This window comes from Pseudactinotalea sp. Z1732, from assembly GCF_049724975.1.
Taxonomy (GTDB): Bacteria; Actinomycetota; Actinomycetes; order Actinomycetales; family Beutenbergiaceae; genus CALKWS01.
In genome coordinates this window covers 1-25,044 of sequence record NZ_JBMPQC010000006.1, presented here as the reverse complement: position 1 = coordinate 25,044, position 25,044 = coordinate 1, and the positions used below count along the sequence as shown (strand labels likewise).

The 25,044-nt window shown below is 71.0% G+C and carries 24 protein-coding genes; 18 read left to right on the top strand and 6 right to left on the bottom strand.

All coding sequences use genetic code 11. The annotated features are described in order from the left end of the window. The first annotated feature begins 15 nt into the window (after positions 1–15). The 4 genes from ACPL7H_RS12105 to ACPL7H_RS12090 all read left to right on the top strand — a co-directional run bounded on the left by ACPL7H_RS12105 (position 16) and on the right by ACPL7H_RS12090 (position 3,398). Complete coding sequence (locus ACPL7H_RS12105) at positions 16–561, top strand: AAA family ATPase (protein ID WP_424797162.1); 546 nt, start codon at positions 16–18, stop codon at positions 559–561. A gap of 77 nt (positions 562–638) precedes the next feature. After that, the gene (locus ACPL7H_RS12100) at positions 639–1,712 is read left to right on the top strand and encodes a hypothetical protein (protein ID WP_424797161.1); all 1,074 of its coding nucleotides are present in this window, start codon (positions 639–641) and stop codon (positions 1,710–1,712) included. Continuing rightward, complete coding sequence (thpR, locus tag ACPL7H_RS12095) at positions 1,709–2,290, top strand: RNA 2',3'-cyclic phosphodiesterase (protein ID WP_424797160.1); 582 nt, start codon at positions 1,709–1,711, stop codon at positions 2,288–2,290. Before ACPL7H_RS12100 ends, thpR begins: the two co-directional genes overlap by 4 nt. Before the next feature lie 52 nt (positions 2,291–2,342). Next, positions 2,343–3,398 carry an ATP-dependent DNA ligase gene (locus ACPL7H_RS12090; RefSeq protein WP_424797159.1) on the top strand — a complete coding sequence of 352 codons (1,056 nt, stop codon included), beginning with the start codon at positions 2,343–2,345 and terminating at the stop codon, positions 3,396–3,398. A 3-nt stretch (positions 3,399–3,401) separates the two neighbouring features. Here ACPL7H_RS12090 and ligD read toward each other — a convergent pair whose 3' ends face one another. Genes ligD through ACPL7H_RS12070 form a run of 4 tightly spaced genes read right to left on the bottom strand, consistent with a single transcriptional unit; the run spans position 3,402 to position 7,234 of the window. Beyond that, positions 3,402–4,430 carry a non-homologous end-joining DNA ligase gene (gene ligD, locus ACPL7H_RS12085; RefSeq protein WP_424797158.1) on the bottom strand — a complete coding sequence of 343 codons (1,029 nt, stop codon included), beginning with the start codon at positions 4,428–4,430 and terminating at the stop codon, positions 3,402–3,404. Positions 4,431–4,440: 10 nt separating this feature from the next. Further along, positions 4,441–5,394: a threo-3-hydroxy-L-aspartate ammonia-lyase gene (locus tag ACPL7H_RS12080; protein WP_424797157.1), complete on the bottom strand. Its 954-nt coding sequence runs from the start codon at positions 5,392–5,394 to the stop codon at positions 4,441–4,443. Between the two features lie 8 nt (positions 5,395–5,402). Then, positions 5,403–6,497 carry a PLP-dependent aminotransferase family protein gene (locus ACPL7H_RS12075; RefSeq protein ID WP_424797156.1) on the bottom strand — a complete coding sequence of 365 codons (1,095 nt, stop codon included), beginning with the start codon at positions 6,495–6,497 and terminating at the stop codon, positions 5,403–5,405. Between the two features lie 53 nt (positions 6,498–6,550). After that, positions 6,551–7,234 (bottom strand): DedA family protein, encoded by a 684-nt coding sequence (locus ACPL7H_RS12070; protein WP_424797155.1) that lies wholly within the window; start codon positions 7,232–7,234, stop codon positions 6,551–6,553. 163 nt (positions 7,235–7,397) lie between these two features. On the opposite strand from ACPL7H_RS12070, the gene pheS reads away from it, so the two are divergent. From pheS to ACPL7H_RS12055, 3 genes are all read left to right on the top strand, one after another. Then, the gene (gene pheS / locus ACPL7H_RS12065; protein WP_424797154.1) at positions 7,398–8,471 is read left to right on the top strand and encodes a phenylalanine--tRNA ligase subunit alpha; all 1,074 of its coding nucleotides are present in this window, start codon (positions 7,398–7,400) and stop codon (positions 8,469–8,471) included. Then, entirely contained in the window at positions 8,471–11,014 is a 2,544-nt protein-coding gene (pheT, locus tag ACPL7H_RS12060) for a phenylalanine--tRNA ligase subunit beta (protein WP_424797153.1), read from the top strand. The genes pheS and pheT overlap by 1 nt, the downstream gene beginning before the upstream one ends. Positions 11,015–11,091: 77 nt before the next feature. Next, a complete protein-coding gene (locus ACPL7H_RS12055; RefSeq protein ID WP_424797152.1) occupies positions 11,092–11,589 on the top strand; it encodes a flavodoxin domain-containing protein in 498 nt (165 codons plus the stop codon). A gap of 30 nt (positions 11,590–11,619) precedes the next feature. Here ACPL7H_RS12055 and ACPL7H_RS12050 read toward each other — a convergent pair whose 3' ends face one another. Both ACPL7H_RS12050 and def read right to left on the bottom strand, forming a co-directional pair. Further along, entirely contained in the window at positions 11,620–12,606 is a 987-nt protein-coding gene (locus ACPL7H_RS12050; RefSeq protein WP_424797151.1) for a quinone oxidoreductase family protein, read from the bottom strand. Between the two features lie 12 nt (positions 12,607–12,618). Further along, on the bottom strand, positions 12,619–13,338 hold the full coding sequence (gene def, locus ACPL7H_RS12045; RefSeq protein ID WP_424797150.1) for a peptide deformylase: 720 nt from the start codon (positions 13,336–13,338) through the stop codon (positions 12,619–12,621). Positions 13,339–13,402: 64 nt separating this feature from the next. Between def and argC the strand changes: the two genes are divergently transcribed. The 11 genes from argC to tyrS all read left to right on the top strand — a co-directional run bounded on the left by argC (position 13,403) and on the right by tyrS (position 24,678). Continuing rightward, positions 13,403–14,464 (top strand): N-acetyl-gamma-glutamyl-phosphate reductase, encoded by a 1,062-nt coding sequence (argC, locus tag ACPL7H_RS12040; protein ID WP_424797149.1) that lies wholly within the window; start codon positions 13,403–13,405, stop codon positions 14,462–14,464. Then, positions 14,461–15,618 carry a bifunctional glutamate N-acetyltransferase/amino-acid acetyltransferase ArgJ gene (argJ, locus tag ACPL7H_RS12035; RefSeq protein ID WP_424797148.1) on the top strand — a complete coding sequence of 386 codons (1,158 nt, stop codon included), beginning with the start codon at positions 14,461–14,463 and terminating at the stop codon, positions 15,616–15,618. Before argC ends, argJ begins: the two co-directional genes overlap by 4 nt. Beyond that, positions 15,615–16,535: an acetylglutamate kinase gene (argB, locus tag ACPL7H_RS12030; protein WP_424797147.1), complete on the top strand. Its 921-nt coding sequence runs from the start codon at positions 15,615–15,617 to the stop codon at positions 16,533–16,535. The genes argJ and argB overlap by 4 nt, the downstream gene beginning before the upstream one ends. Then, on the top strand, positions 16,532–17,782 hold the full coding sequence (locus tag ACPL7H_RS12025) for an acetylornithine transaminase (protein WP_424797146.1): 1,251 nt from the start codon (positions 16,532–16,534) through the stop codon (positions 17,780–17,782). Before argB ends, ACPL7H_RS12025 begins: the two co-directional genes overlap by 4 nt. After that, positions 17,779–18,723: an ornithine carbamoyltransferase gene (argF, locus tag ACPL7H_RS12020; protein WP_424797145.1), complete on the top strand. Its 945-nt coding sequence runs from the start codon at positions 17,779–17,781 to the stop codon at positions 18,721–18,723. Before ACPL7H_RS12025 ends, argF begins: the two co-directional genes overlap by 4 nt. Then, a complete protein-coding gene (gene argR / locus ACPL7H_RS12015) occupies positions 18,720–19,250 on the top strand; it encodes an arginine repressor (RefSeq protein ID WP_424797144.1) in 531 nt (176 codons plus the stop codon). Before argF ends, argR begins: the two co-directional genes overlap by 4 nt. After that, a complete protein-coding gene (gene argG / locus ACPL7H_RS12010; protein WP_424797143.1) occupies positions 19,247–20,677 on the top strand; it encodes an argininosuccinate synthase in 1,431 nt (476 codons plus the stop codon). Before argR ends, argG begins: the two co-directional genes overlap by 4 nt. Next, positions 20,677–22,110 carry an argininosuccinate lyase gene (gene argH, locus ACPL7H_RS12005; protein ID WP_424797142.1) on the top strand — a complete coding sequence of 478 codons (1,434 nt, stop codon included), beginning with the start codon at positions 20,677–20,679 and terminating at the stop codon, positions 22,108–22,110. The genes argG and argH overlap by 1 nt, the downstream gene beginning before the upstream one ends. Continuing rightward, on the top strand, positions 22,107–22,685 hold the full coding sequence (locus tag ACPL7H_RS12000) for an AAA family ATPase (protein WP_424797141.1): 579 nt from the start codon (positions 22,107–22,109) through the stop codon (positions 22,683–22,685). Before argH ends, ACPL7H_RS12000 begins: the two co-directional genes overlap by 4 nt. After that, a complete protein-coding gene (locus ACPL7H_RS11995) occupies positions 22,678–23,352 on the top strand; it encodes a DNA-3-methyladenine glycosylase (protein WP_424797140.1) in 675 nt (224 codons plus the stop codon). Before ACPL7H_RS12000 ends, ACPL7H_RS11995 begins: the two co-directional genes overlap by 8 nt. A 63-nt stretch (positions 23,353–23,415) precedes the next feature. Next, positions 23,416–24,678 carry a tyrosine--tRNA ligase gene (gene tyrS, locus ACPL7H_RS11990; protein WP_424797139.1) on the top strand — a complete coding sequence of 421 codons (1,263 nt, stop codon included), beginning with the start codon at positions 23,416–23,418 and terminating at the stop codon, positions 24,676–24,678. Positions 24,679–25,044 lie beyond the last annotated feature (366 nt).

Sequence of the window (25,044 nt, the reverse complement as noted above, 5' to 3'; positions counted from 1 at the left end):
CGGTACGGTGTGGCGGTGCGGGCACAGCGGATCCTCATCTACGGGGTCACCGGGAGTGGGAAGACCACCTTGGCCCGCGAGCTCGCCGGCGCGCTGGGCGTGCGCGCGGTCAGCGTCGATGATGAGATCGGCTGGTTGCCGGGGTGGGTGAGCCGGCCGGCGGGCGAGCAGCGGAACCTGGTCGAGCAGGTCGTGGCGCAGCACGCCTGGGTGATGGACACCGCTTACGGCGCCTGGCTGGATGTGGTGCTCGGCCGGACCGAGGTGATCGTGGCGCTGGACTATCCGCGGGTGGTGTCACTGGGACGGTTGGTGCGCCGCAGCCTGGCGCGCGCGATCGACCGGCGGCCGATCTGCAACGGCAACACCGAAACCTTCCGGGTACTGTTCTCCCGCGATTCGATCCTCATTTGGCACTGCCGGTCCTTCGCCCGCAAACGAGCCCGGATCCGCTGCTGGGCGGCCGACCCACCGGCGGGCCGGGTGGTGGTGCTGCGCAGTCCGCGGCAGACCCGCAGGTTCCTGGCCGGCCTTGGCGCGGCGCCGGCGGCGCGGCCCTGACCTCGGGGGTGAGCCGGAACATCGCGTTGTCCGTCCCACGGCCCCGGTGGCCCCGCGGCGGCAGTATCGTGCACTGGATGGGAACGCAGCAGGCCGGCTCGTGGGCGGTCCGCCTCGGTTCGGGCATCATCGTGGCCATGCTGGTCGCGACGGTGCTGGCCACGCCGGCTCACGCGAGCCTGGGCGGGTCCGCGGAGGCCACCGGGATGCGCGGGCAGGCCCCCGAGGTGCGCCTGGAGGTCAGCGCCAGTGGCGCGATCTCCGCGGTGCAGCCGATCCTGGACCGGCTCACCCGCGATCCCATCCTGAGGGGCCGCCAGGAGATCGCCGCGCAGGTCCACACCCCGGAACCGCCTTCGGGCGCCGAGTCCCGGACCCAGCCGGAGCGCCGGATTCCCGGTCTGGTCACCGTCGAGGAGATCAGCGCGAGGACCGAGCGCGTCCAGGACGGCGACCTGTCCGCCCTGGCCCGTACCGGTCAGGTGGACGTCGGCCTGCTCGGCCTGGATGTGTTGCGGGTCGGTGGAGTGCACGCCCAGGTGAGCACTCATCCCACCGAGGAGCCCACTGCCTCAGCGGGCCGGCCGAGTGTGCAGTTCTTCGGCCGCCAGGTGCCCCTGCCGGTCGATGAGCCGGTGGACATCGATCAGTACCTGTCCACGGCCGATGCCCTGGAGGCGCTGGAGACGGCGGTGCCGGGACTGACCACGCTGGTGCAGACCCTGGGCGGGGTGTTCGAGGCCGGTGGCGGGGTGCAGGTGCGGATGGGCCGCACCGAGCAGGCCGATGCGGCCACCGGGTCGGCCACAGCGGTGGGCTTCTACGCCGCGGTACACCTGGAACTGGACGCACGTATCTGCATCCCGAACCTGTCCGGGGAGTGCCTGGCCGAGGTGACCATCCGGACCGATGCCGCCGTGCTGGACCTGGTGTTGGCCGAGACCTCGGTGGAGCGACCCGAGATGCTTCCGGTGATCGAGCGGATCGACTGGACCCTGGTGGTGCCGCTCACCGCGGCGGTAGCGCTGGTGCTGTTCGGCCTCGGCCTGGGACTGGGACGGTGGCGCCGTCGGCAGCAGCCGGACGTCGCCAGCAGCGCTGACCCAGGAGGGCAACCGGAATCCCCGGCGCAACGGGTCGGGCGGCGATGAGAGTCTTCGCCGCAGTCGACCTCGCTGCCGAGGCCGCCGAGCACCTCGACGGTGCGCTGGAGGTGATCCGCGACGCTGCCGGGTCGCGGTTGCGCTGGGTGCATCCCGCCCAGTGGCACATCACCACGGCGTTCTACGGGCAGGTTCCCGATGGGTCCGTGCCGGACCTGATGCAGGCGCTGACCGCGAATGCCGCGATGAGCCGGGCGATCACGCTGCGGCTGTCCGGGGCGGGCTCGTTCACCGGGCGCACGCTGTGGATGGGGGTGGCCGGTGCGGACCGGGCCGACGAGCGGGCGTTGGTGGGCTTGATGGCCTCCTGCGCCGAACTGACCACCGAGCCGGACCGTAGGCGCCGGCGCGGGCACCTGACCGTCGCCCGCACCGGCCGGCGCTCCGACGGCACCGAACTGCCCGGCCTGGTGCGGGCCCTCTCGGTCTACCGCGGACCGGCGTGGTCGGTGCGGGACGTGGGGCTGTACTCCTCCGAACTGGGCGCCGGCCCGGGCGGCAGTCCCCGGTATGAACTGCTCGGTACCGCCCCGCTGGGCCATGGCGAGAGTTCGGGCGCCGGCTGATCGACCGTCTCCGGCCTTTGCGAGCGGCGCCGGACCTGCCAGACTCTCGCCCATGGATCTGCCGCTGTCGTGGCCGCCGGCGCCGATGCTGGCCAAGGCCGCCAAACAAGTTCCTGCCGCCGACGCGATCGAGGGTGGGTACGCCTATGAACCGAAGTGGGACGGGTTCCGCGCCCTGATCGCACGGGACGGGGCGCAGGTCCGGATCGCCAGCCGCAGCGGCAAGGACCTGACCCGGTACTTCCCCGAACTGGCCGACACCCTCGGTGAGCACCTGCCCGCCCGGTGCGTCCTGGACGGGGAGGTGGTGGTGCGCACCGGAGAGCCCGGCGCCCAGCGCCTGGACTGGGAGGCGCTCTCGGCCCGGGTGCACCCGGCCGCCTCCCGAATCGCGCTACTGGCAGAGCAGACCCCCGCGGAGTTCATCGCCTTCGACGTGCTCGCACTGGGGGAGCAGGACCTGACCGGGGCCTCGTTCCGGACCCGCCGTACCCGCCTGAGTCAGGCTCTGTCCGGGGCAGGTGCCCCGGTGCACCTGACCCGGCTGACCGACGACGCCGAGGTGGCCCGGCACTGGTTCGCCACCTTCGAGGGGGCCGGGCTGGACGGCGTCGTCGCCAAGGCGTGGGAGAGCACCTACCAGGGTGGCAAGCGCACCATGGTCAAGGTCAAGCACGCCCGCACCGCGGAGGCGGTGGTGCTGGGCTACCGGGTGCACAAGTCCGGCCGGGGGGTCGGATCGTTGCTGCTGGGCATGTACTCCGGCGCCGGCGACTTGGTGAACGTGGGCGGGATCGCCGCGTTCACCGATAAACGCCGGGTCGAACTGGTCGAGGAACTGCGGCCCTGGGTGATCACCGACGACGACGGTGCCCCCGTCCTGGGGGAGACCGACCGTTCCCGGTTCAGCTCCGGCAAGGACATCAGTTTCGTCCGGCTGCGACCCGAGCGGGTGGTCGAGGTGGCCTTCGACCAGCTCGAGGGGAACAGGTTCCGCCACGCGGTGAGGTTCCTGCGCTGGCGCCCCGACCGGGAGCCGGAGTCGGCGACCCTGGAGCAGGTGGAGCGTGCGGTGGCCTACGACCTCGACGAGGTGCTGGCCTCCTGAGGCTCAGTACTCGCTGTCCGCGCGCCGCTTCTTCGAGGGCTGCACCCTGGGCGGCTCCCCGGGCATCTTGGGGTACTCCGGCGGGAAGGGTTCCTCACCCAGACCGTCCTGGAGGTCCTGCTCCCACCAGGACATCGCAACCTCCAGTGTGCCCAGGTGATCGTCCAGGTCCGCCCAGGCATCGCCGTCGGCCGCCAGGATGTCGGGCACGGTGCGCACCGTGAACTGGCCCGGGTCCAGCCCGTCCAGATCCGCCCACCGCACCGGCATCGACACCGGCGCCCCGGCCAGGGGCCGGGGGGAGTAGGCAGAGGCGATGGTGCGGTCCCGGTTGGCCTGGTTGAAGTCCACGAAGATCTTCTTCCCGCGCTCCTCCTTCCACCACGCGGTGGTGACCAGGTCCGGCATCGCCCGCTCCAGGCGCCGCGCGATCGCGATCACCGCGTGACGCACGCCGAGGAACTCCACGACCGGATCGATCCGGGCGTACACGTGCAGCCCGCGCGAACCGGACGTCTTCACCCAGGCGACCAGACCGGCGTCGGCCATCACCTCCCGCAACGCCATCGCCGCGGTGACCACGTCACCGAAGGTGCGGCCCGGCTGGGGATCCAGGTCGATCCGCAATTCGTCCGGGTGGTCGTTGTCACCCGAGCGCACCGGCCAGGGGTGGAAGGTCAGCGTGTTCATCTGCACTGCCCAGACCGCGGTGGCCACCTCATCGATCACGAGTTGGGGGTGGGACCGCCCCGACGGGTAGGTGCAGATCGTGGTACGGGCCCACTCCGGGACCCCGCGCGGGGGGTTCTTGGAGAAGAACTCCTCCCCGTCGACGCCGGTGGGGAAGCGTTGCAGCGTCACCGGGCGGTCTCCGACGGCCCGCAGGATACCGTCGCCGACGGCGATGGTGTACTCGGCCAGATCGGCCTTGGTGATCTGCTCCTGCGGCCACAGGAGACGGTCCGGGCTGGACAGGCGCACCTGACGCATAGTGGGTCCGGGGACGTCCAGCACGATCGCCTTGGCAGCCATGCGCTAAACGCTACTGGGTGGCGATCAGTGCGGCATAGCGGTTCAGGTCCACGTTCCCGCCGGACACGATCACCCCGATGCGCCCACCCCGGACGATCTCGGTGTGCGTCAGCAGCCCCGCCAGCGCGAGCACACCGGTGGGTTCGGCCACCAGCTTCGTCGTCATGGCCAGCACTCGCATCGCCTCACGCAAGGCATCGTCGCTCACGGTGAGCACATCGGCGGCGCCGCCGGAGATGATCGGGAAGGTCCACTCGCCCAGCGCCTGCGTCTGGGCGCCGTCGGCGATGGTGCGTGGGGTGTCGATGTGCACGATCCGACCGGCGCGCAACGAGCGGAGCCCGTCGTCCCCGGCCTCGGGCTCCACCCCGTAGATCCGGGCCGCCGGGGCCGCCTCCCGCGCCGCCAGGATGGTGCCGGCGAGCAACCCGCCCCCGCCCAGTGGGGCCAGCACCACGTCCAGCCCGGGAGCCTGGGCCAGGAGTTCGGCGGCCGCGGTGCCCTGCCCGGCGATGATGTGCGGATGGTCGTACGGGGGGATCAACGTTAGCCCGCGCTCGCGGGCCAGGTCCGCGCCGAGCTGCTCCCGGGTCTGGGCGTAACGGTCGTACCGCACCACGTCGGCGCCGTAGCCCTTCGTCGCGGCGACCTTCACCTCGGGGGCGTCGTGGGGCATCACTATCGTGGCCGGGACGCCCAACTCACCGGCAGCCAATGCGATCGCCTGGGCGTGGTTACCCGAGGAGTAGGCGATCACCCCGGCCGCCGCCTGGGCCGGGGCCAGCTGGAGCAGCGCGTTGAAGGCACCCCGGACCTTGAAGGCACCGGCGCGCTGCAGGTTCTCGCACTTGAGGAACACCCGGGCACCCACCCGGTCATCCAGACGCCGTGAGGTCAGCACCGGGGTGCGGTGCACATGCGCAGCGATCCGGTGGGCCGCCGCGGGTACGTCCTCGGGCAGCACCGGCGGGCTCAGGCGACCTCGCGGAAGGCCTGGGCCAGGCGGGTCACGCCCTCGCTGATCTCCTCCAGGCCGACCCCGGAGTAGGCCAGGCGGATCGCGTCCCGGGAACCGTCGGTGACGAAGTCCGAGCCCTTGACCACCGCGACTCCGCGTTTGGCCGCGGCCTCGGTGAGCGCGTCGCCGTCGACCCCCTCGGGCAACTGCACCCACAGGAAGTAACCCCCCTCGGGCTCGACGAAACTCACCTGCGGCAACTCCGCCCGCAACGCCTCGCCCAGGCGCTTGGCGCGCTGGGACAGCGCGGTCTTGACCGTCTCGATGGAGGAGTCGAAGGAGCCACCCCGGACGAACTCGTTCACGATCGACTGCGAGACCATCGACGGCGAGATGTAGGTGGAGGTGGCCAACTTGGTGATCGTGGCGATCAGGTCCGCGTCGCCCACCAGGTAGCCCACCCGGATCCCCGGGCACACGGTCTTGGAGAAGGAGGAGGCGTAGACCACCTCATCGCCACCGGCCAGGGACAACATGGTGGGTTCGGTGGTCCCGGTGAACCGCAGTTCCACGTAGGGATCGTCCTCGAAGATGGTGAAGTCATACTCCCGGGCCAGGGCCACCAGGGCCCGGCGCTTCTCACCGGAGAGGGTGTAGCCGGCCGGGTTCTGGAAGTTGGGGATGATGTGCGCCAACGTCACCGGTGTCCCGCCGGCGAGCAGTTCGGCCATCGCGCTCACGTTCACCCCGTCGGCCTCGAGTTCGACCGGGTGCACCTTCGCTTCGCGTCCTCGCAGGGACAGCAGCGTCCGGTCGTAGCTTGGCCGTTCGACGATCACACCGTCTCCGGCCTGCACCAGGGTCTGGAAGAGGAATGCGTCGGCCTGCATGGACCCGTTGGTGACGAGCACCTGGTCCTCGGCGACGCCGTGGCGCTGCGCGATCCACGCCCGCAGCGGCTTGTACCCCACGGCGGTGCCGTAGGCGAAGGAACCGGCGGGGTCCTTGCTGAAGGCGCGCTCGGCGGCTCGGCGCAGTCCGTCGACGTCGATGATGTCCAGCGACGGGGCGCCACGGGCAAAGGAGATCGGTGCAGGTTCAACGGCCATGCGTCCACCCTACCGACAGCACCGACCCCCGGCGGTCAGAGGTCCTGCGGCCCTCAGGGCTCCTCGCGCCGCCGGCGCCGGCTGCGTTGGAGCCGGTGCAGCACGAACACCAGCAGCGCGAGCCCGATCGCCACCAGGGTGAGGGTGGACAACGCTCCGCTCCAGCGTTGTAGTGCCGGTTGGATGGCCGGGCCGAAGCCGAAACCCAGACCGATCCAGATTGCGTTCCACAGCCCCGAGCCGATCGTGGTGTAGACGGTGAAGGCGCCGAGGTTCATCCGCACCAGACCGGCCGGGATCGAGATGAAACTGCGCACCAACGGCACGCACCGACCGGTCAGTACGGCGATCGCTCCCCACCGGGCGAAGAAGGCCGCCGCACGGTCCACGTCGCCGGTATCCAGCAGCGGGATGCGGCGCACCACCGACCGGGTGCGGTCCGGACCCAGCGCGGCCCCGATGCCGTACCAGAACCATGCCCCCAGCACCGAGGCGAGTGTGGCCGCAATGAAGGCTCCCCATGCACTCATCCGGCCCTCGTAGGCCAGGAAACCCGCCCCGGGCAGCACCGCCTCGGAGGGGATCGGGGGGAAGAAGGTCTCGATCAGCACCGCCAGGCCCACCCCGACTTCCCCGATCGACTCCATCAGGGACAGCACCCAGCCGATGAAACCCTCGTACCCGGCGGCGGGGTCGGTGGTGCCGGAGGAGGCTGGGTAGGCAGAGGAGGTCGGCACGCTCCAGTGTGACGCACCTTCCGGCCGCGGGCGCGCGCGACTGTGCCATGATGGGGCCATGGATATGCTCCCGCGCCGATTTAGCCGGCCCGTCTCCGGGCCGGCGCGCGGTCGCTGAGCGACGCAGTCACGCCCCGGGCGGGCAACCCCAGACCACCCTGCAGTGACGATTTGGAGAACGTTCGTCGTGTCCACCCCGCTCTCACCTCTGGATGCAGAGGCCATTAGTGCTGCCGTTGCCCGCGCCAGGGACGCGGTAGCCGCGGCCGGCAACCTCGATGAGCTCAAGGCGGCCCGCCTCGCGCACACCGGCGACGCCAGCCCGCTGGCCCTGGCCAACCGCGCGATCGGCTCCCTGGAGAAGTCCCAGAAGGCCACCGCCGGGCGCATGATGGGCCAGGCCCGTGGCGAGGTGAACAAGGTGATCGCGCAGCGTCAGGAGGTGCTCACCGCCGAGCGGGACGCGCAGGTGCTGCGCACCGAGGCGGTCGACGTCACCATTCCGGTGGACCGGCACGTCCTGGGCGCACGCCACCCCCTGGAGGTGCTCGGTGAGGAGGTCGGCGACTTCTTCGTCTCCATGGGCTGGGACATCGCCGAGGGCCCGGAGGTGGAGCACGAGTGGTTCAACTTCGACGCCCTGAACTTCGGCCCGGACCACCCTGCCCGGCAGATGCAGGACACCTTCTTCGTCGCCGATGACACCCCAGGTCAGAACGAGCACCTGGTGCTGCGCACGCACACCTCCCCGGTGCAGGCGCGCACGATGCTCTCCCGCGGCGTGCCGGTGTACGTGGCCTGCCCCGGCAAGGTGTTCCGCACCGACGAGCTCGACGCCACGCACACACCGGTCTTCCACCAGGTGGAGGGACTGGCGGTGGACAAGGGTTTGACGATGGCGAACCTGCGCGGGGTGCTGGACCAGTTCGCCCGAGCGATGTTCGGCCCGGATGCGCGCACCCGGATCCGGCCCAGCTTCTTCCCGTTCACCGAACCCAGTGCGGAGATGGACCTGTGGTTCCCGCAGAAGAAGGGCGGGCCCGGCTGGATCGAGTGGGGTGGCTGCGGCATGGTGCACCCCAACGTGCTGCGTGCCTGCGGCGTGGACCCGGACGTCTACTCCGGCTTCGCCTTCGGCATGGGCCTGGAACGCACCCTGATGCTGCGCCACGGCATCGATGACATGCACGACATGGTCGAAGGCGATATCCGCTTCTCGCTGCAGGGAGACCGCTGATGCCCTACATCACCGCGCAGTGGCTGCGCGAGCACGTGACGGTGCCCGCCGGCACCGGTGCCGCCGACCTGGCCGCCGACCTGGTCCGGGTGGGCCTGGAGGAGGAGGAGATCCACACCCCCGACATCACCGGACCGCTGGTGGTGGGACGCGTGGCGCAGCTGGTCAAGGAGGAGCACTCCAACGGCAGGACCATCTCATGGACCCAGGTGGATGTGGGTGAGCACAACCCGCCCGGGCAGCAGGGTCGCGGCATCGTGTGCGGCGCGCACAACTTCGACGTCGGCGACGCCGTGGTGGTCGCCCTGCCCGGGGCGGTGCTGCCCGGAGACTTCGCCATCTCGGCCCGCAAGACCTACGGGCACGTCTCGGACGGGATGATCTGCTCGGCGGCTGAGCTGGGTGTGGGCGAGGGGCCCGAGGCAGAGGCAGGAATCATCGTGCTGGACGAGGGCGCACCCGCCCCCGGCACTGATGCGCGCGGCCTGCTCGGCCTGGACGAGGACGTACTGGAGATCAACGTGACCCCGGACCGGGGGTACTGCTTCAGCGTGCGCGGCATCGCTCGCGAGTACGGACACTCCACCGGGGCGGAGTTCACCGACCCGGTGCTCGCCCAGGCCCCGCCGGAGCCGACCCCGGACGGATTCGAGGTGGCGGTCAAGGACGAGGCACCGATCCACGGCCGGGCGGGCTGCGACCGCTTCGCCACCCGGATCGTCCGCGGCGTGGACCCGGATGCGCCCACCCCGCCGTGGATGGCGCGCCGATTGCGCCAGGCCGGGATGCGCCCGATCTCGGTGGTCGTGGACGTGACCAACTACGTGATGCTCGACGTCGGCCAGCCGATCCACGCCTACGACCTGGACAGTCTCATCGCCCCGATCGTGGTGCGCCGGGCCCGCTCCGGCGAGCACCTGGTCACCCTGGACGACGTCCGACGCGACCTGGCCACGGAAGATCTGCTGATCACCGATTCCGCCGGTGGCCACGGTGAGCGCATCCTCGGCCTGGCCGGTGTGATGGGCGGTGCCGCGACCGAGGTCAGCCAGGACACCACCGACGTGCTGATCGAAGCCGCCCACTTCGATGCGGTCAGCGTCGCGCGGACCGCACGCCGCCACCGGCTGCCTTCCGAGGCCGCCAAGCGGTTCGAGCGCGGGGTGGACCCGGCTCTGCCGCCGGTCGCCGCCCAGATGGTGGTGGACCTGCTGGTGCGCCACGCCGGCGGACGTGCCGACCCGGCGGTCACCGACCTGGACCGCACGGCGCCGCCGGCGCCGATCCGGTTGGACGCCGCCGAGCCGGCCCGCCTGGTCGGGGTCGACTACACCACCACGCAGGTGGTCGAGACCCTCACCGAACTCGGAGCCCGGGTGGATGAGGGCGAGGAGCGCCACCTCGTGGTGACTCCACCGACGTGGCGCCCGGATCTGGTCGCCGCGGCGGACCTGGTGGAGGAAGCGGTCCGGCTGCGCGGGTATGACCAGGTTCCCTCGGTGCTGCCGCAGGCCCGGCCCGGACGCGGGCTGACCACCGATCAGCGCCGCCGGCGCCGGGTGGCCCAGGTGTTGGCCGACATCGGCCTGGTGGAGGTGCTCACCTACCCGTTCGTGGCCGGCTCCCGCGATGACGAACTGGGCCTGGCCGAGGACGACGAGCGCCGGCTCCGGGTGCGCCTGGCCAACCCGCTGGCGGACAACCAGCCCTACCTGCGCCCCACCTTGCTGCACACGCTCGTGGATGCCGCGGTACGCAACGTGGGCCGGGGATTGACGGATCTGGGCATCTTCGAGGTCGGCATGGTCACGGTCGGCACCGGCACCCGCGAAGCCAGCCCGCTCCCGCCGCTGGGCGTACTGCCCGGACCGCGGGACCTGGCGGCGATCGAGGCGGCCGTGCCGGACCAGCCCCGCCACGTCGCCGGGGTGCTGACCGGCAACGCCGAACCGCCCGGTGTGTACACCGCGGCGCGGCGGGCGGACCACACCGACGCCATCACCGCGGTGATCCGGATCGCGGACGTCCTCCGGGTGCCGGTGCGCATCGAGGCCGAGACCACCACCGCGCCGTTCCACCCGGGGCGTTGCGCGGTGGTGCGCGCCGAGGACGGCCGGGTGCTCGGCCACGCAGGTGAACTGGCCCCCAAGGTGGTCAGCGCCCTGGGGCTGCCCGAGCGGACCGTGGCCTTCGAGGTGGACCTGGACGCGATGCTGAGCGTGGCACCGCGGGAGCCGGTGCAGTTCGCTCCGCTCTCGACCTACCCGGCAGCCAAGGAGGACATCGCGCTGGTGGTCCCGGCCGATGTCCCGGCGGCCCAGGTGCTGGCCACGGTCGAGGAGGCGGCCGGGGACCTGGCCGAGGCGGTGCACCTGTTCGACCGATACACCGGTGAGTCCGTCGGCGCCGAGCAGGTGTCCCTGGCCTTCGCGCTGCGGCTGCGAGCCCCGGACCGGACGCTGACCGCCGCCGATGCCGCGGCCGTACGCGAGGCGGTGGTGGATCTGGCGGCCAAGCGGCACGGAGCCCGGCTGCGGACCTGAGCACCAGGGGCCTGCGAGGAGGGGCCCGAGGACCAAGGTCCCTGGAAGACGCCTGGTCGGCGGGGCACTCTGGAGGTATGAAGATCTTGGTCGCGGTGGCCTCCACCTATGGCGCCACCCATGAACTCGCAGGCTGGATCCGCGATGCCCTCGCCGACACCGGACACTCCGTCACGTTGTCGTCGGTGGAGCAGGTGGAGGAATTGGCCGACTACGACGCGGTGGTGCTCGGTTCGGCGGTCTACATCGGCCGGATCCTGACCCACGCCCGTCAGTTCGCCCGCCGTCTGGAGAGTGAGTTCGCGCCGAAGCCGGTGTGGGTGTTCGCCTCCGGGATGAAGAACGTCACCGCCAGCCCGCTGCAGGACCGGTACGCCCAACCACAGCAACCGCCCTACTTCGGGGGCCAGTACCCGATCTTCGGAGGGCGGGTGGATCCCGGCCAACTCGGCCCGGCCGAACGGGCGCTGGCCGGGTTCATGGGCTCGCACGGCAAGGATGAACGCGATCGGGACACGATCGAGGCCTGGGCGCGCCGCGTCGCCGTGCAGGCGGATCGGGCATCGGTGGCCTGACCGGTTCGAGATCTGGGGCCCTGTGTGTCGTCAGGGGAGCAGCAGCACCTTTCCGGTGGTCTCCCGGCCCTCCAGCGCCCGGTGGGCGCGCGCGGCTTCGGCCAACGGGAACTGCGCACCGATGTGCACGTCGAGGCTGCCCTCGGCCACGGCGGCGAAGACCGCCCGGGCCCGGTAGCGCAGTTCGTCGGTCTCGGCGATGTAGTGGAACAGCGTGGGCCGGGTGACGAACAGTGAGCCGGCGCTGTTCAGGCGCTGCAGGTCGAACGGTGGCACCTGTCCGGAGGCTCCCCCGAAGAGCACCAGCATGCCCCGCATCCGGACGCTGGCCAGGGAGGCGTCGAAGGTGTCCTTGCCCACGCCGTCGTAGGCCACATCCACGCCGCGCCCTTCGGTGAGGTCGCGCACCGCCTGGGACAGTTCGGTGGTCATGTCGGTGAAGGCGTCGTACCGGATCACGTCGGCCGCACCGGCGGCCCGGGACATGCGTTCCTTCTCCTCGGTGGACACCGTGGTGATCACGCGCGCTCCGCGGGCCACCGCCAGTTGGGTGAGCAGCAGCCCCACCCCACCCGCGCCGGCGGTGAGCAGCACATCGTGGCCGGGTTGGACATTGAAGGCACCCTCGACGAGCATGTGCGCGGTCATCCCCTGCAGGGGGACCGCGGCCGCCGTGCGCAGGTCGACGTTGTCCGGCACCGGGACCACCTTGGTGGCCGCGATCGCCAGGAACTTGGCATAGGAGCCTCCGCCGCTGCCGGCCCAGGCCACCCGGTCACCCACGGCGATGTGGGTGACGTCGTCGCCGACCGCGATCACCTCACCGGCGCCCTCGTTGCCGAGTACGAGCGGGAAGTCGGCCGAGTACACCCCGGAGCGGACGTAGGTGTCGTAGAAGTTGACCCCGGCAGCGGCCACATCCACCACCACCTCACCGCGAGCCGGGGTGGGCTCGGGGCGCTCCTGGAGCTGGAGGACGTCGGGGCCGCCTGGTTCTTTCGCTTCGATGACCTGCATGAGGCCAATCTATTACCTGCCGTCCTCCAGCGCGCTCCGTTCGGGATACCGGGCGGGCTCCTTGTCCAGCAGGAGGGCAACCTCGGTGCGCCGGGTGAACACCTCCTCGCGCAGGTCGGCCATCTCGGCCAGGACCCGTTTGCGCACCCGCTTGGCGAGCAGGTCGGTGTAGATCTGTCCGTGCAGGTGACCGGTCTCGTGCAGGAAGCAGCGGGCCAGGTAGCCGGTGGCCTCATGAGTCAGCGGCTCGCCGTGTTGATCCACCCCGCGCACGCGCACGTGGTAGGGCCGGTACAGGTCCGCCCCCGGGCCGGGGACGGACAGGCATCCCTCGGTCATCTCCTCGGTCTCATCGGGGGAGATGACCTCGATCGCTGGGTTGATCAGGTGTCCCACGTGCCGCACGCCGTCGGCATCGGTGAGGTCGTAGACGAAGAGCTGGGCGTCCACGCCGATCTGATTGGCGGCCAGGCCCACACCCTCGGCGACGAGCATCGTAGTGAACATGTCGTCGATCAGGGCGGCGAGGCCGTCGGTGCCGAAGTCGGTGATGCTGCGGCAGCGCCGGTGCAGCACGTCCTCGCCTATTTCGGTGATCCGGCGCACGTTGCCGCGGCGGGCCATCGGAGTGACGGGCCCGAAGTCGGCTACGTCCTGTCCCTGTAGCAGGGTGCGCACCGGACCCTGGGCGGGGTCGGCGGGGTCCTCGGTCAGCTCGGCGGCGTCGGTCATGGGCACCATTGTCCCGCATCGTGCGGAGCAGGTGACCCGGACGTAGCCACGTGCGTGTATAGTTATGCAAATGTCTGTATCAGTCGCCGTGGCAGGTGCCTCGGGATACGCCGGCGGGGAACTGCTGCGCCTGCTGCTTGCCCACCCGCAGGTGCGGATCGGTGCCCTGACCGCCCAGAGCAGTGCTGGGGATCCGCTCGGGCGGCACCACCCCCACCTGCCAGAACTCGCCGATCGGGTACTGCAGCCCACCACCGCTGCGGTACTGGCCGGCCACGACGTGGTGATCCTGGCGCTGCCGCACGGTGCTTCGGGGCCGCTGGCGGCGGATCTGGACGAGGACGTCCTGGTGTTGGACTGCGGTGCCGACCATCGCCTGAGCGATGGCCTCGCGTGGGAGGCCTTCTACGGCACCGCCCACGTCGGCACCTGGACGTACGGCATGCCGGAACTGATCCTGGCCGGGCACGAGCACGCCTCGCACCAGCGCGACCTGCTGTCCGGGCAGCGCCGGATCGCGGTACCCGGCTGCAATGTCACGGCCGTCACCCTGGGTCTGCAACCGGGGGTGGCCGCAGGCCTGATCGACACCGCCGACGTGGTCGCCGTGCTGGCCAACGGCTACTCCGGCGCGGGCAAGGCCCTGGCGCCGCACCTGCTCGCTGCGCAGGCCCTGGGCTCGGCCCAGCCCTACGCCGTCGGCGGGGTGCACCGGCACATCCCGGAGATCGAACAGAACCTGCACACCGCCGGTGCCGGCCAGGTCGGCCTGAGTTTCACGCCCACCCTGGTCCCGATGGCCCGGGGAATCCTGGCCACGATGAGCGTGCCCCTTGCCGCCGGGGCCGACCCCGCGGCACTGCGCCCCGCCTGGGCGCAGGCCACCGACGACGAACCGTTCGTACAACTGCTGCCGCAGGACCAATGGCCGACGACGGCGGCCACGGTGGGTGCCAACCTCGCCCAGGTGCAACTCACCTACGATGCCCGGGCCGGCCGGGTGGTGGCCATCTGTGCCCTGGACAACCTGGTCAAGGGCACCGCCGGAGCGGCGCTGCAGTCGATGAACCTGGCCCTGGGCCTGCCCGAGACGCTGGGCCTGCCGACGACGGGAGTTGCGCCATGACAATCACCACCCCGGCAGGGTTCCGGGCCGCCGGCGTGCACGCCGGGCTCAAGGCGCAGGGCAAGGACGTGGCCCTGGTGGTCAACGACGGGCCGCACCAGGTGGGAGCGGCGGTGTTCACCCGCAACCGGGTGACCGGTTGGCCGGTGCAGTGGTCTCGCGAGGTGGTGGCCGACGGCGTGATCAGCGCGGTGGTGCTCAACTCCGGCGGCGCCAACGCCTGCACCCCGGTACAGGGGCGCGAGCACACCCGCAGCACCGCCGAGCACGTCGCCACCCACCTGGGCCTTGAGCCCGAGGACGTGGTGGTCGCCTCCACGGGCCTGATCGGGGAACTCCTGCCGATCCAGACCCTGCTCGACGGTGTCACCGCGGCCACCGGCGACCTCAGCGGCACCGGTGGCGACGACGCAGCGCAGGCGATCATGACCACCGACACCGTGCCCAAGTCGGTGGCCGTGGACGGCGAGGGATACACCATCGGCGGGATGGCCAAGGGCGCGGGCATGCTCGCTCCCGCGCTGGCCACGATGCTCTGCGTCCTCACCACCGACGCCGTGATCGACACCGAGACGGCGCGCACGGCACTGGCCCGCGCCACCGCCACCACTCTGGACCGGATCGACTCCGACGGGTGCATGTCCACCTCCGACACCGTGGTGCTGATGGCCTCGGGGGCCAGCGGCCGGCAGGCCGACGCCGAGGAGTTCACCGCCACGCTGACCCGGGCCTGCGCGGACCTGTCCCGGGCCCTGATCGGCGACGCCGAAGGGGCCACCAAGGAGATCGCGGTGCAGGTCAACGGCGCCGGCTCCGAGGGTGCCGCCGAGGCCGTAGCCCGCGCGGTCACCCGCTCGAACCTGGTCAAGACCGCCATGTTCGGTCAGGACCCGAACTGGGGCCGTATCCTCGCCCAGGTGGGCACCGTGCCGCCGGAGGTGGCCGCCTTCGAGGCCGACCGCATCGACGTGGCCATCAACGGGGTGTGGGTGTGCCGCGACGGCGTCGCCGCGCAGGACCGCTCCGAGGTGGACCTGGCCGGCCGCGAGGTGCACATCCAGATCGAACTGCACGCCGGTGCCGCCGGAGCCACCGTCTGGACCAATGACCTGTCCCACGCCTACATCCACGAGAACAGCGCCTACTCCACATGAGCGCCGACACGACTCCCGACGATCTGGACCCCGACCTCAAGGCCGCGGTCCTGGTGCAGGCCCTGCCCTGGCTGGAACGCTTCGCCGGGGCGGTGGTGGTGATCAAGTTCGGCGGCAACGCCATGGTGGACGCCCGGCTCGAGCGGGCCTTCGCCGAGGACGTGCGGTTCTTCCGCTACGCCGGCCTGCAGCCCGTGGTGGTGCACGGCGGCGGACCCCAGATCTCGGCGATGCTGGACCGGTTGGCGATCTCCTCGGAGTTCCGCGGCGGCCTGCGCGTGACCACCCCGGAGACGATGGAGGTGGTGCGGATGGTGCTGACCGGCCAGGTCCAGCGCACCCTGGTCTCTGCGCTGAACACCGACGATCCGCTGGCGGTGGGCCTGTCCGGGGAGGATGCCGGGCTGTTCCGGGCGAAACGACGCCACGCGGTGGAGAACGGCGAGAACATCGACGTCGGGATGGTCGGTGACGTGGTGGACGTGAACCCCCGGGCCGTCCAGGACCTGCTCGCCGCCGGCCGGATCCCGGTGGTTTCCACCATCGCCCCCGACGTGGACGATTCGGCCGCGGTGCTCAACGTCAACGCCGACACCGCAGCCGCGGCCCTGGCGGTGGCCCTGGGGGCGGACAAACTCGTGGTGCTCACCGACGTGGAGGGCCTGTATGCGAACTGGCCGGACGCCGGCTCACTGATCAGCCAGGTCCGCGCCGACGGGTTGGCCGCGTTGCTGCCCACGCTCGCCTCGGGCATGGTGCCCAAGATGGAGGCCTGCCTGCGCGCGGTCCGTGGCGGAGTTCCCCAGGCGCACGTGATCGATGGTCGCCGGGCCCACTCGCTGCTGCTGGAGATCTTCACCGACGAGGGAGTGGGCACGATGGTGCTGCCCGATGAGCCTGTGGAGGGGCGACCATGAGTGAACTCACCGATCCCGGTACGGCGCCGGCGCAGGTGTGGCAGCGCCGCTACGCCGGTGCCCTGATGAACGCCTTCGGTGTCCCGCAACGGGTCCTGGTGCGCGGGGAGGGCGCCTACGTCTGGGACGCCGACGGCACCCGCTACCTGGACCTGCTCGCCGGTATTGCGGTGAACGCACTCGGGCACGCCCATCCCACCCTGACCGGGGCGATCAGCGCTCAACTGGGCACGCTGGGACATGTCTCGAACTTCTTCACCACCCCCACCCAGGTGGCCCTGGCCGAGCGTCTCCTGGACGTGGCCCTGCCGGGGCAGGTGCCTGAGGGCTCGCGGGTGTTCTTCACCAACTCCGGCACCGAGGCGATCGAGGGCGCCTTCAAACTCGCCCGGCTGCACGGCGGACCGGGGCGTCCGCGGGTGCTGGCCCTGGAAGGTGCCTTCCACGGACGCAGCATGGGGGCACTGGCCCTGACCCACAAGGCCGCCTACCGCGACCCCTTCGGACCACTACCCGACGGCGTGGAACACCTGCCCTTCGGTGACACCGACGCGCTGGCGCAGGCCTTCGCCACCGACGGCGACAAGGTCGCCGCGGTGGTCCTCGAACCGGTGCAGGGCGAGGCCGGTGTGCGCCCGCTCCCGTCCGGGTACCTGGCGCTGGCGCGCACCCTCAGCCGTGCGCACGGGGCGCTGCTGATCCTCGATGAGATCCAGAGCGGGATGGGGCGCACCGGCCGCTGGCTGGCCCACCACCACGACCACCTGGGCGGCGGCGTCACGCCGGACGTGATCACCCTGGCCAAGGGCCTCGCCGGGGGCTTCCCGATCGGCGCACTCGTGGGCGTGGGGGCGGCGGGAGGTATCTTCGCCCCCGGCCAGCACGGCACCACCTTCGGCGGCAATCCGGTGGCGGCGGCCGCCGCGCTGGCCACGATCGGGGTGATCGAGCGGGACGGACTTCTCGCCCACGTCGCCGCACTCGGGCACGCCTGGCGAGCCGCTCTGGCCGGATTGGGCCACCCGATGATCGCCCAGGTGCGCGGTGAGGGACTGCTCATCGCGCTCGAACTGAACGAGCCGGTGGCCCCGGCGGTGGCCGCCGCCGCGCTGGAGCACGGCTTCATCGTCAACGCCGTGGGACCGGCTGCCATCCGGTTGGCGCCGCCATTGATCCTGCGCGCCGACCAGGCCGCCGACTTCACCCGGGCCCTGCCCGCCATCCTGGACCACGTGGAGCAGAGATGACCCGCCACTTCCGCACCGACGACGACCTCACCAGTGCCGAACAGCACCGGGTGCTCAGCCGCGCCCTGGAACTCAAGGCAGACCGGTTCGCCTCCACCGCCCTGGCCGGGCCCGAGTCCGTCGCGGTCATCTTCGACAAGCCCACCCTGCGCACCCAGGTCTCCTTCGCCACCGGCATCGCCGAGATGGGCGGGTACCCCCTGGTCCTGGACGGGCGCTTGGCCGGGATCGGCCGGCGCGAATCGGTGGCCGACGTGGCCCGTGTGATCGGTCGCCAGGTGCGCGCCATCGTCTGGCGCACCTTCGCCCAGGCCGACCTGGAGGAGATGGCGGAACTGGCCCAGGTACCGGTGATCAACGCACTCACCGACCAACTGCACCCCTGCCAGGGCTTGGCCGACCTGGTCACGGTGGCCGAGCACACCGGCGGCCTCGCTGCCGATCGGCCGGCCCTGGCCGGACGCTCGCTGGCCTATGTCGGCGACGGGTCGAACAATATGGCCCACACCTACCTGCTCGCCGGAGCCGTGGCCGGGATGGACATCCGGATCGGCACCCCACCAGCCTTCCAGCCCGAGGCACGAATCCTGGCGCGAGCGGAGCAGATCGCCCGGGGCACCGGCGGGTCGGTGTCCGTGCACACCGATCCGGTGGCGGCGGTCCGGGGCGTCGATGCGGTCGCCACCGACACCTGGGTCTCGATGGGCCAGGAGGATCAGGCGGACCAGCGGGAGGCACCCTTCCGCCCCTACCAACTCAACGCCGACCTGCTCGCCGCGGCTTCGTCGTCGGCCATCGTGCTGCACTGCCTGCCCGCCTATCGCGGCAAGGAGATCACCGCCGACGTGCTGGAATCGGAGGCCTCGGTGGTGTGGCAGGAAGCAGAGAACCGCCTGCACGTGCAGAAGGCGGTGCTTGAGTTCCTGGTGGGGGAGGCATGATCCCGACCACCAAGGCGGCCCGGCACGCCCTGGTCCGGCGGATCATCTCCGCCACCCAGGTGCGCTCCCAGAGCGAACTGCTGCAGAACCTTGAAGCCGAGGGCGTCAACGTCACCCAGGCCACCCTGTCCAGGGACCTGGAAGAGTTGCGGGCCCACAAGGTGCGCGGTACCGACGGCGTGGCGCACTACGCACTGCCGCCGGAGGGTCACGCGGTCGGCGTGGCCCCCACGGCCAGCGCCGAGGACCTCTCGGCCCGGCTGGCACGGCTGTGTACCGATCTGCTGATCGGGGCCGATTCCTCGGGCAACCTGGTGGTGCTGCGCACACCGCCCGGGGCAGCCCAGTTCCTCGCCTCGGCGATCGACCAGTCCCTGCTCCCGCAGGTGCTGGGCACCATCGCCGGGGATGACACGATCTTGTTGATCGTCACCGACACCGAACCCGGCGCTGCGGCGGCCGTGGCGGAACGCTTCCTCGCCCTCGCCGATGGCGACACCACCCACCCCGAGAAGGAGAACCAGTGAGCAAGGTACTGACACAACTGCCCGTCGGCGAACGGGTTGGGATCGCCTTCTCCGGCGGTCTGGACACCTCGGTGGCGGTGGCCTGGATGCGCGAGGCCGGTGCGGTGCCCTACACCTACACCGCCGACATCGGCCAGTACGACGAGACCGACATCTCCGGGATTCCGGGCCGGGCCAAGGTCTACGGCGCCGAACTGGCCCGCGCCCTCGACTGCCGCGCCCCCCTGGTGGAGGAGGGGCTGGCGGCACTGGCCTGCGGCGCGTTCCACATCACCAGCGCCGGGCGGGCCTACTTCAACACCACCCCGCTGGGCCGGGCGGTGACCGGCACCCTGCTGGTCCGGGCCATGCAGGCCGACGGCGTGGACATCTGGGGTGACGGCTCCACCTTCAAGGGCAACGACATCGAGCGCTTCTACCGCTACGGGCTGCTCGCCAACCCGAATCTGCGGATCTACAAGCCGTGGCTGGACCCGCACTTCGTCGCGGAACTCGGGGGCCGCACGGAGATGAGCCAGTGGCTCACCGAGCGTGACCTGCCCTACCGGGACAGCGCGGAGAAGGCCTACTCCACCGACGCCAACATCTGGGGCGCCACCCACGAGGCCAAGACCCTGGAGCACCTGGACGTCTCCCTGGAGACGGTGCAGCCGATCATGGGCGTGCGGTTCTGGGATCCCGAGGTGGACATCGCCACCGAGGACGTCACGGTGGAGTTCGCCGAGGGCCGGCCGGTGGCTATCGACGGGCGCGTGTTCGACGATCCGGTGGCGCTGGTGCACGAGGCCAACACCGTCGGCGGGCGGCACGGGCTGGGCATGTCGGACCAGATCGAGAACCGCATCATCGAGGCCAAGTCCCGTGGCATCTACGAGGCCCCGGGCATGGCGCTGCTGCACATCGCTTACGAGCGGTTGGTCGCCGCCATCCACAACGAGGACACCATCGCCACCTACCGCGATCAGGGCCGCCGGCTCGGCAGCCTGCTCTACCAGGGTCGTTGGCTGGACCCGCAGGCGCTGATGATCCGGGAGTCGATCCAGCGGTGGATCGGTTCGGTCGTCACCGGCACGGTCACGCTGCGGCTGCGCCGGGGGGAGGACTACACGATCCTGGACACCACCGGGGCGAACCTGTCCTACCACCCCGAGAAGCTCTCGATGGAGCGCACCGAGGGCGCGGCCTTCGGGCCCACCGACCGGATCGGGCAACTCACCATGCGCAACCTGGACATCGCCGACTCCCGGGCCAAGTTGGAGATGTACGCCCAGCAGCCGGTGGACCAGGGCCAGGTGCTGGTGGAGCACGGCACGCTGTTCGGTGCCCTGCCCGGAGGTGGAGCCGAGCGGATCGTCGCCAACCCCGAGGCCGCGGACTCCGAGCAGGACGCGCTGGACGCCGCGGCCATGGAAGCGGGGACGGACTGATGGCCGGCGGCGGTGCGGCCCTGTGGGGCGGACGGTTCACCGGCGCGCCGGCCGACGCCCTGGCCGCCCTGAGCGTGTCCACCCACTTCGACTGGCGCCTGGCGCTGCACGACCTGGCCGGGTCCCGGGCCCACGCCCGGGTGCTGCACGGAGCCGGGCTACTCACCGCCGATGAATTCACCGCGATGCTGCAGGTACTGAACGGTCTCGCCGAGGACGTGGCCGCGGGCCGGGTGCAGCCCGATCCCGAGGACGAGGACGTGCACACCGCGCTGGAACGGCTGCTGATCGAGCGGGCCGGACCCGAACTGGGGGGCAAGCTGCGCGCCGGCCGGTCCCGGAACGACCAGGTCGCCACCCTGATCCGGATGTACCTTCGCGAGCAGGGTGCCTCGATCGCCGCTGCTGTGCTCGACGTGGTCGATGCCCTGTGCGACCAGGCCGGTGCCCACCCACAGGCCCCGATGCCCGGGCGCACCCACCTGCAGCACGCCCAGCCGGTGCTGCTGGCCCACCACCTGCTCGCGCACGCCTGGCCGCTGCTGCGCGATGTGCAGCGGCTGGTGGACTGGGACGTCCGCGCGGCGACGTCCCCGTACGGCTCCGGCGCCCTGGCCGGGTCCTCCCTCGGACTGGATCCGGCCGAGGTCGCGGCCGAACTGGGGTTCGACGCACCGGTGACCAACTCCATCGACGGCACCGCGGCACGGGACGTGGTGGCGGAGTTCTCCTTCGTCGCCGCGATGATCGCGGTGGACCTGTCCCGCCTTGCCGAGGACGTGATCGTGTGGGCGACGAAGGAGTTCTCCTTCATCACCCTGCACGACTCCTACTCCACCGGGTCCTCGATCATGCCGCAGAAGAAGAACCCGGACGTGGCCGAACTGGCCCGGGGCAAGGCCGGGCGCCTGATCGGGGACCTGACCGGGCTGCTGGCCACCCTCAAAGGGATGCCGCTGGCCTATAACAGGGATCTGCAGGAGGACAAGGAACCGGTATTCGACGCCGTGGACACCCTGGCGCTGGTGCTGCCGGCGGTCTCCGGCATGGTGGCCACCCTGACCTTCCACACCGAGCGGATGGCCGAACTGGCCCCGGCCGGGTTCTCGCTGGCCACCGACATCGCCGAATGGCTGGTGCGTGAGGGTGTGCCGTTCCGCTCCGCACACGAGATCGCCGGCTCCTGCGTGCGGGTGTGCGAGCAGCGCGGAATCGAGTTGGACGAACTCTCCGACGCCGATCTCGCCGGGATCTCGCCCCATCTGACCCCGCAGGTGCGCGAGGTCCTCACCGTGGCCGGATCGCTGGCCTCCCGCGACGCCGTGGGGGGCACCGCGCCGGTGCGAGTGGCTGAGCAGCTCGGCCAGGCCCGGGCCGAGTCGGCCCGGTGGCGCCGGACGTTCACGGCACGGGAGCCCGCACCGTCCCCGTGAGTGCCACCGATGCCGCCCTGGAGGTGATCACCTCCAGGATCCGCCATGCCCCGGCGCGGTTGGGCCCTGGCGAGGATGCGCTCACGCTGGTGTGCATCGACGGGCCGGCAGGCTCGGGCAAGACCACCCTGGCCACCCGGCTCAGCCGACGGACCGGCGCACACGTGGTGCACATGGATGATCTGTACGAGGGCTGGTCCGGCCTCCTGGAGGTCTCCACCCGTCTGCACGAGCAGATCCTGGTGCCGATGGCCGCTGGGGAGCAGGGGCGCTACCAGCGCTATGACTGGCACCGCGGCGAGTTCGCCGAGTGGGTGGACGTACCACGCACCCCGGTGCTGATCCTGGAGGGGTGCGGAGCGGGTTCGGCAGTGGTGCAGCCCCATCTGGGTCTGCTGATCTGGGTGAGGGCACCCGATGACCTGCGACTGCGGCGGGGCCTGGAGCGTGACGGCCCGCAGTCGGAGGGCCACTGGCGCGCATTCATGGCCGATGAGCAGGTGCTCTATGCGCGCGAGCGTACGGCCGAGCGCGCGAACCTGCGCCTCGATGGCTGGGGCCGGCTCGATGAGTAGAGACCCCGGTGGGCCCGATCGCACGCCCGATCTGACCGACACCGCGGTGTCGGTGGCGCCGGGCCTGCTCGGATCGGTGCTGACCAGCCGGATCGGTTCCGACACCGTGAGTGTCCGGTTGGTCGAGGTGGAGGCCTACGAGGGTGGGGCCGATCCCGGCTCGCATGCCTACCGGGGACGAACCGCCCGTACCGAGGTGATGTTCGCCGCCGCGGGACACCTCTACGTCTACCGCCACATGGGGCTGCACCACTGCGTCAACATCGTCACCGGGTCACCCGGACGCGCCTCGGCCGTGCTGCTGCGTGCCGGAGAGGTGATCGAGGGGGAGGAGATCGCGTTCGCGCGACGGCGAGCGGCCGGGGTGTGTCGGTCCGCGGTCGACCTGGCCAGGGGGCCGGGACGGCTGACCGTGGCCCTGGGTCTGACCGGGGCGCACAACGGGTCCCGGCTGGGTGCGGACGCCGACGCACCGCTGCAACTGCACCGGCCCTGCGCCGGGGACCGGTCCGTGCCGATATCGACCGGAGCGCGGGTGGGCGTGAACGGCCCCGGAGGGGACCCGGCGACCTACCCGTGGCGCTTCTGGATCACCGGCGACCGGCACGTCTCGGTCTTCCGGCCGGGGCGGCCGGCCGGTCACCCCGGCTCCGGACGCTCCCGGTAGGGTTCGGACCGGCATCACCTCCACCCGGACGCGGCCTGCGTCCCCGACCTCGCAGAAGGCACGATGAGCGACATCCTTGCCGATCTCCGCTGGCGCGGCCTGATCGCCCAGTCCACCGACGAACAGGCCCTCGGGCAGGCCCTGAAGAGCGGGCAGGTGACCTTCTACGGCGGCTTCGATCCGACCGCGGCCAGCCTGCACGTGGGGCACCTGGTGCTCATCCTGACGATGCGGCGCCTGCAGGACGCCGGGCACCGTCCGCTCGCGCTGGTCGGCGGCGCGACCGGCATGATCGGGGACCCCCGCGACGTCGGCGAACGCGCCCTGAACTCCGCCGAGGTGGTCACCGAGTGGGTGCAGCGCATCCGTGGCCAGATCGAACCCTTCCTGGAGTTCTCCGGCCCGGCAGCGGCGCAGATGGTCAACAACCTGGACTGGACCAAGGACCTGAGCGCGATCGACTTCCTCCGGGACGTGGGCAAGCACTACCGCCTGGGCACCATGCTGGCCAAGGACATCGTGGCCCGCCGGCTTCGCTCCGACGAGGGCATCAGTTTCACCGAGTTCAGCTACCAGATCCTGCAGGGTATGGACTTCCTGGAACTGCTCCGCCGCCACAACTGCACCCTGCAGGTGGGCGGCAACGACCAATGGGGCAACCTGTTGTCCGGGGTGGAACTGATCCGCAAGGCTGAGGGGGTCGCAGCGCACGCGCTGACCACGCCGCTGATCACCAAGTCCGACGGCTCCAAGATGGGCAAGTCCGAGGGTGGGGCCATCTGGCTCGATCCCGAACTCACCAGCCCGTACGCCTTCTACCAGTTCTGGTTGAACACCGCCGATGCCGACGTGATGCGCTACCTGAAGGTCTTCACCTTCCGCACCCGCGCGGAGATCGAATCCCTGGCCACGGACGTACAGGAGCGCCCCTACGCGAGGGCGGCCCAGCAGGTGCTGGCGCAGGACGTGACCACGCTGCTGCACGGGCGCGCCGCCACCGAGGCGGTGATGACCGCGAGCAAGGCACTCTTCGGACGCGCGGACCTGCGCGACCTGGACGCAGCCACATTGGCCGACGCCGTCGCGGAGATCCCCAGCGGTGCCCTCGACCTGGGCGAGGCAACGATCCTGGACGCCTTGGTGGCCGCCGGATTGAGCACCGGTCGCAACGCCGCCCGCCGCACAGTGGCCGACGGCGGGGCGTACCTGAACAACGACAAGGTCACCGACCCGGACCGGGTCCTGACCGAGAACGACCTGCTTGCCGGCAACGTGGCCCTCCTGCGTCGTGGACGGCGCAATCTCGGGGCCATCCGCGCCGGTTGACGCCCCCGGCGCCAACCTGGGGTGACCTGCGTCATACTTCCGTCGAGCAGCGGCCTCAACTGCCCGCCCGGCCTGCGGCGATTAGAGCGTTTGTGCAGGTCAGAGCGGGCACGAAAGCCAAAACCGGTCGGATCGGAGCGCCCCGGCAGAGATTTGACACCCGCCCCGGGGGCTCGTAATGTTACTTCTCGTTGCCCCGCAGCGAGAGGGACGGAAGCCGATCGGCGAACGGCCCGGCGCAGGGAAACACAAGCCCCATGACGAGGGCGGCGGATCCAGCAGGATCTACCGAACTCCGGTTGGACAAGCATCGCCCAGGTGATGTAGGCTTAAGAGGTTGCCCCGAGATGAGCCCGAGAGGGATCA

Excerpts from the sequence above, each read along its gene's own strand:
- ACPL7H_RS12090 (WP_424797159.1), top strand. The coding sequence starts at position 2,343 with ATGGATCTGCCGCTGTCGTGGCCGCCGGCGCCGATGCTGGCCAAGGCC.
- ACPL7H_RS12055 (WP_424797152.1), top strand. The coding sequence starts at position 11,092 with ATGAAGATCTTGGTCGCGGTGGCCTCCACCTATGGCGCCACCCATGAA.
- argJ (WP_424797148.1), top strand. The coding sequence starts at position 14,461 with ATGACAATCACCACCCCGGCAGGGTTCCGGGCCGCCGGCGTGCACGCC.
- argH (WP_424797142.1), top strand. The coding sequence starts at position 20,677 with ATGGCCGGCGGCGGTGCGGCCCTGTGGGGCGGACGGTTCACCGGCGCG.
- pheT (WP_424797153.1), top strand. The coding sequence starts at position 8,471 with ATGCCCTACATCACCGCGCAGTGGCTGCGCGAGCACGTGACGGTGCCC.
- def (WP_424797150.1), bottom strand. The coding sequence starts at position 13,338 with ATGACCGACGCCGCCGAGCTGACCGAGGACCCCGCCGACCCCGCCCAG.
- ACPL7H_RS12050 (WP_424797151.1), bottom strand. The coding sequence starts at position 12,606 with ATGCAGGTCATCGAAGCGAAAGAACCAGGCGGCCCCGACGTCCTCCAG.
- ACPL7H_RS11995 (WP_424797140.1), top strand. The coding sequence starts at position 22,678 with ATGAGTAGAGACCCCGGTGGGCCCGATCGCACGCCCGATCTGACCGAC.
- argC (WP_424797149.1), top strand. The coding sequence starts at position 13,403 with ATGCAAATGTCTGTATCAGTCGCCGTGGCAGGTGCCTCGGGATACGCC.
- ACPL7H_RS12025 (WP_424797146.1), top strand. The coding sequence starts at position 16,532 with ATGAGTGAACTCACCGATCCCGGTACGGCGCCGGCGCAGGTGTGGCAG.
- argF (WP_424797145.1), top strand. The coding sequence starts at position 17,779 with ATGACCCGCCACTTCCGCACCGACGACGACCTCACCAGTGCCGAACAG.
- ligD (WP_424797158.1), bottom strand. The coding sequence starts at position 4,430 with ATGGCTGCCAAGGCGATCGTGCTGGACGTCCCCGGACCCACTATGCGT.
- ACPL7H_RS12075 (WP_424797156.1), bottom strand. The coding sequence starts at position 6,497 with ATGGCCGTTGAACCTGCACCGATCTCCTTTGCCCGTGGCGCCCCGTCG.
- argR (WP_424797144.1), top strand. The coding sequence starts at position 18,720 with ATGATCCCGACCACCAAGGCGGCCCGGCACGCCCTGGTCCGGCGGATC.
- ACPL7H_RS12100 (WP_424797161.1), top strand. The coding sequence starts at position 639 with ATGGGAACGCAGCAGGCCGGCTCGTGGGCGGTCCGCCTCGGTTCGGGC.
- argB (WP_424797147.1), top strand. The coding sequence starts at position 15,615 with ATGAGCGCCGACACGACTCCCGACGATCTGGACCCCGACCTCAAGGCC.
- tyrS (WP_424797139.1), top strand. The coding sequence starts at position 23,416 with ATGAGCGACATCCTTGCCGATCTCCGCTGGCGCGGCCTGATCGCCCAG.
- thpR (WP_424797160.1), top strand. The coding sequence starts at position 1,709 with ATGAGAGTCTTCGCCGCAGTCGACCTCGCTGCCGAGGCCGCCGAGCAC.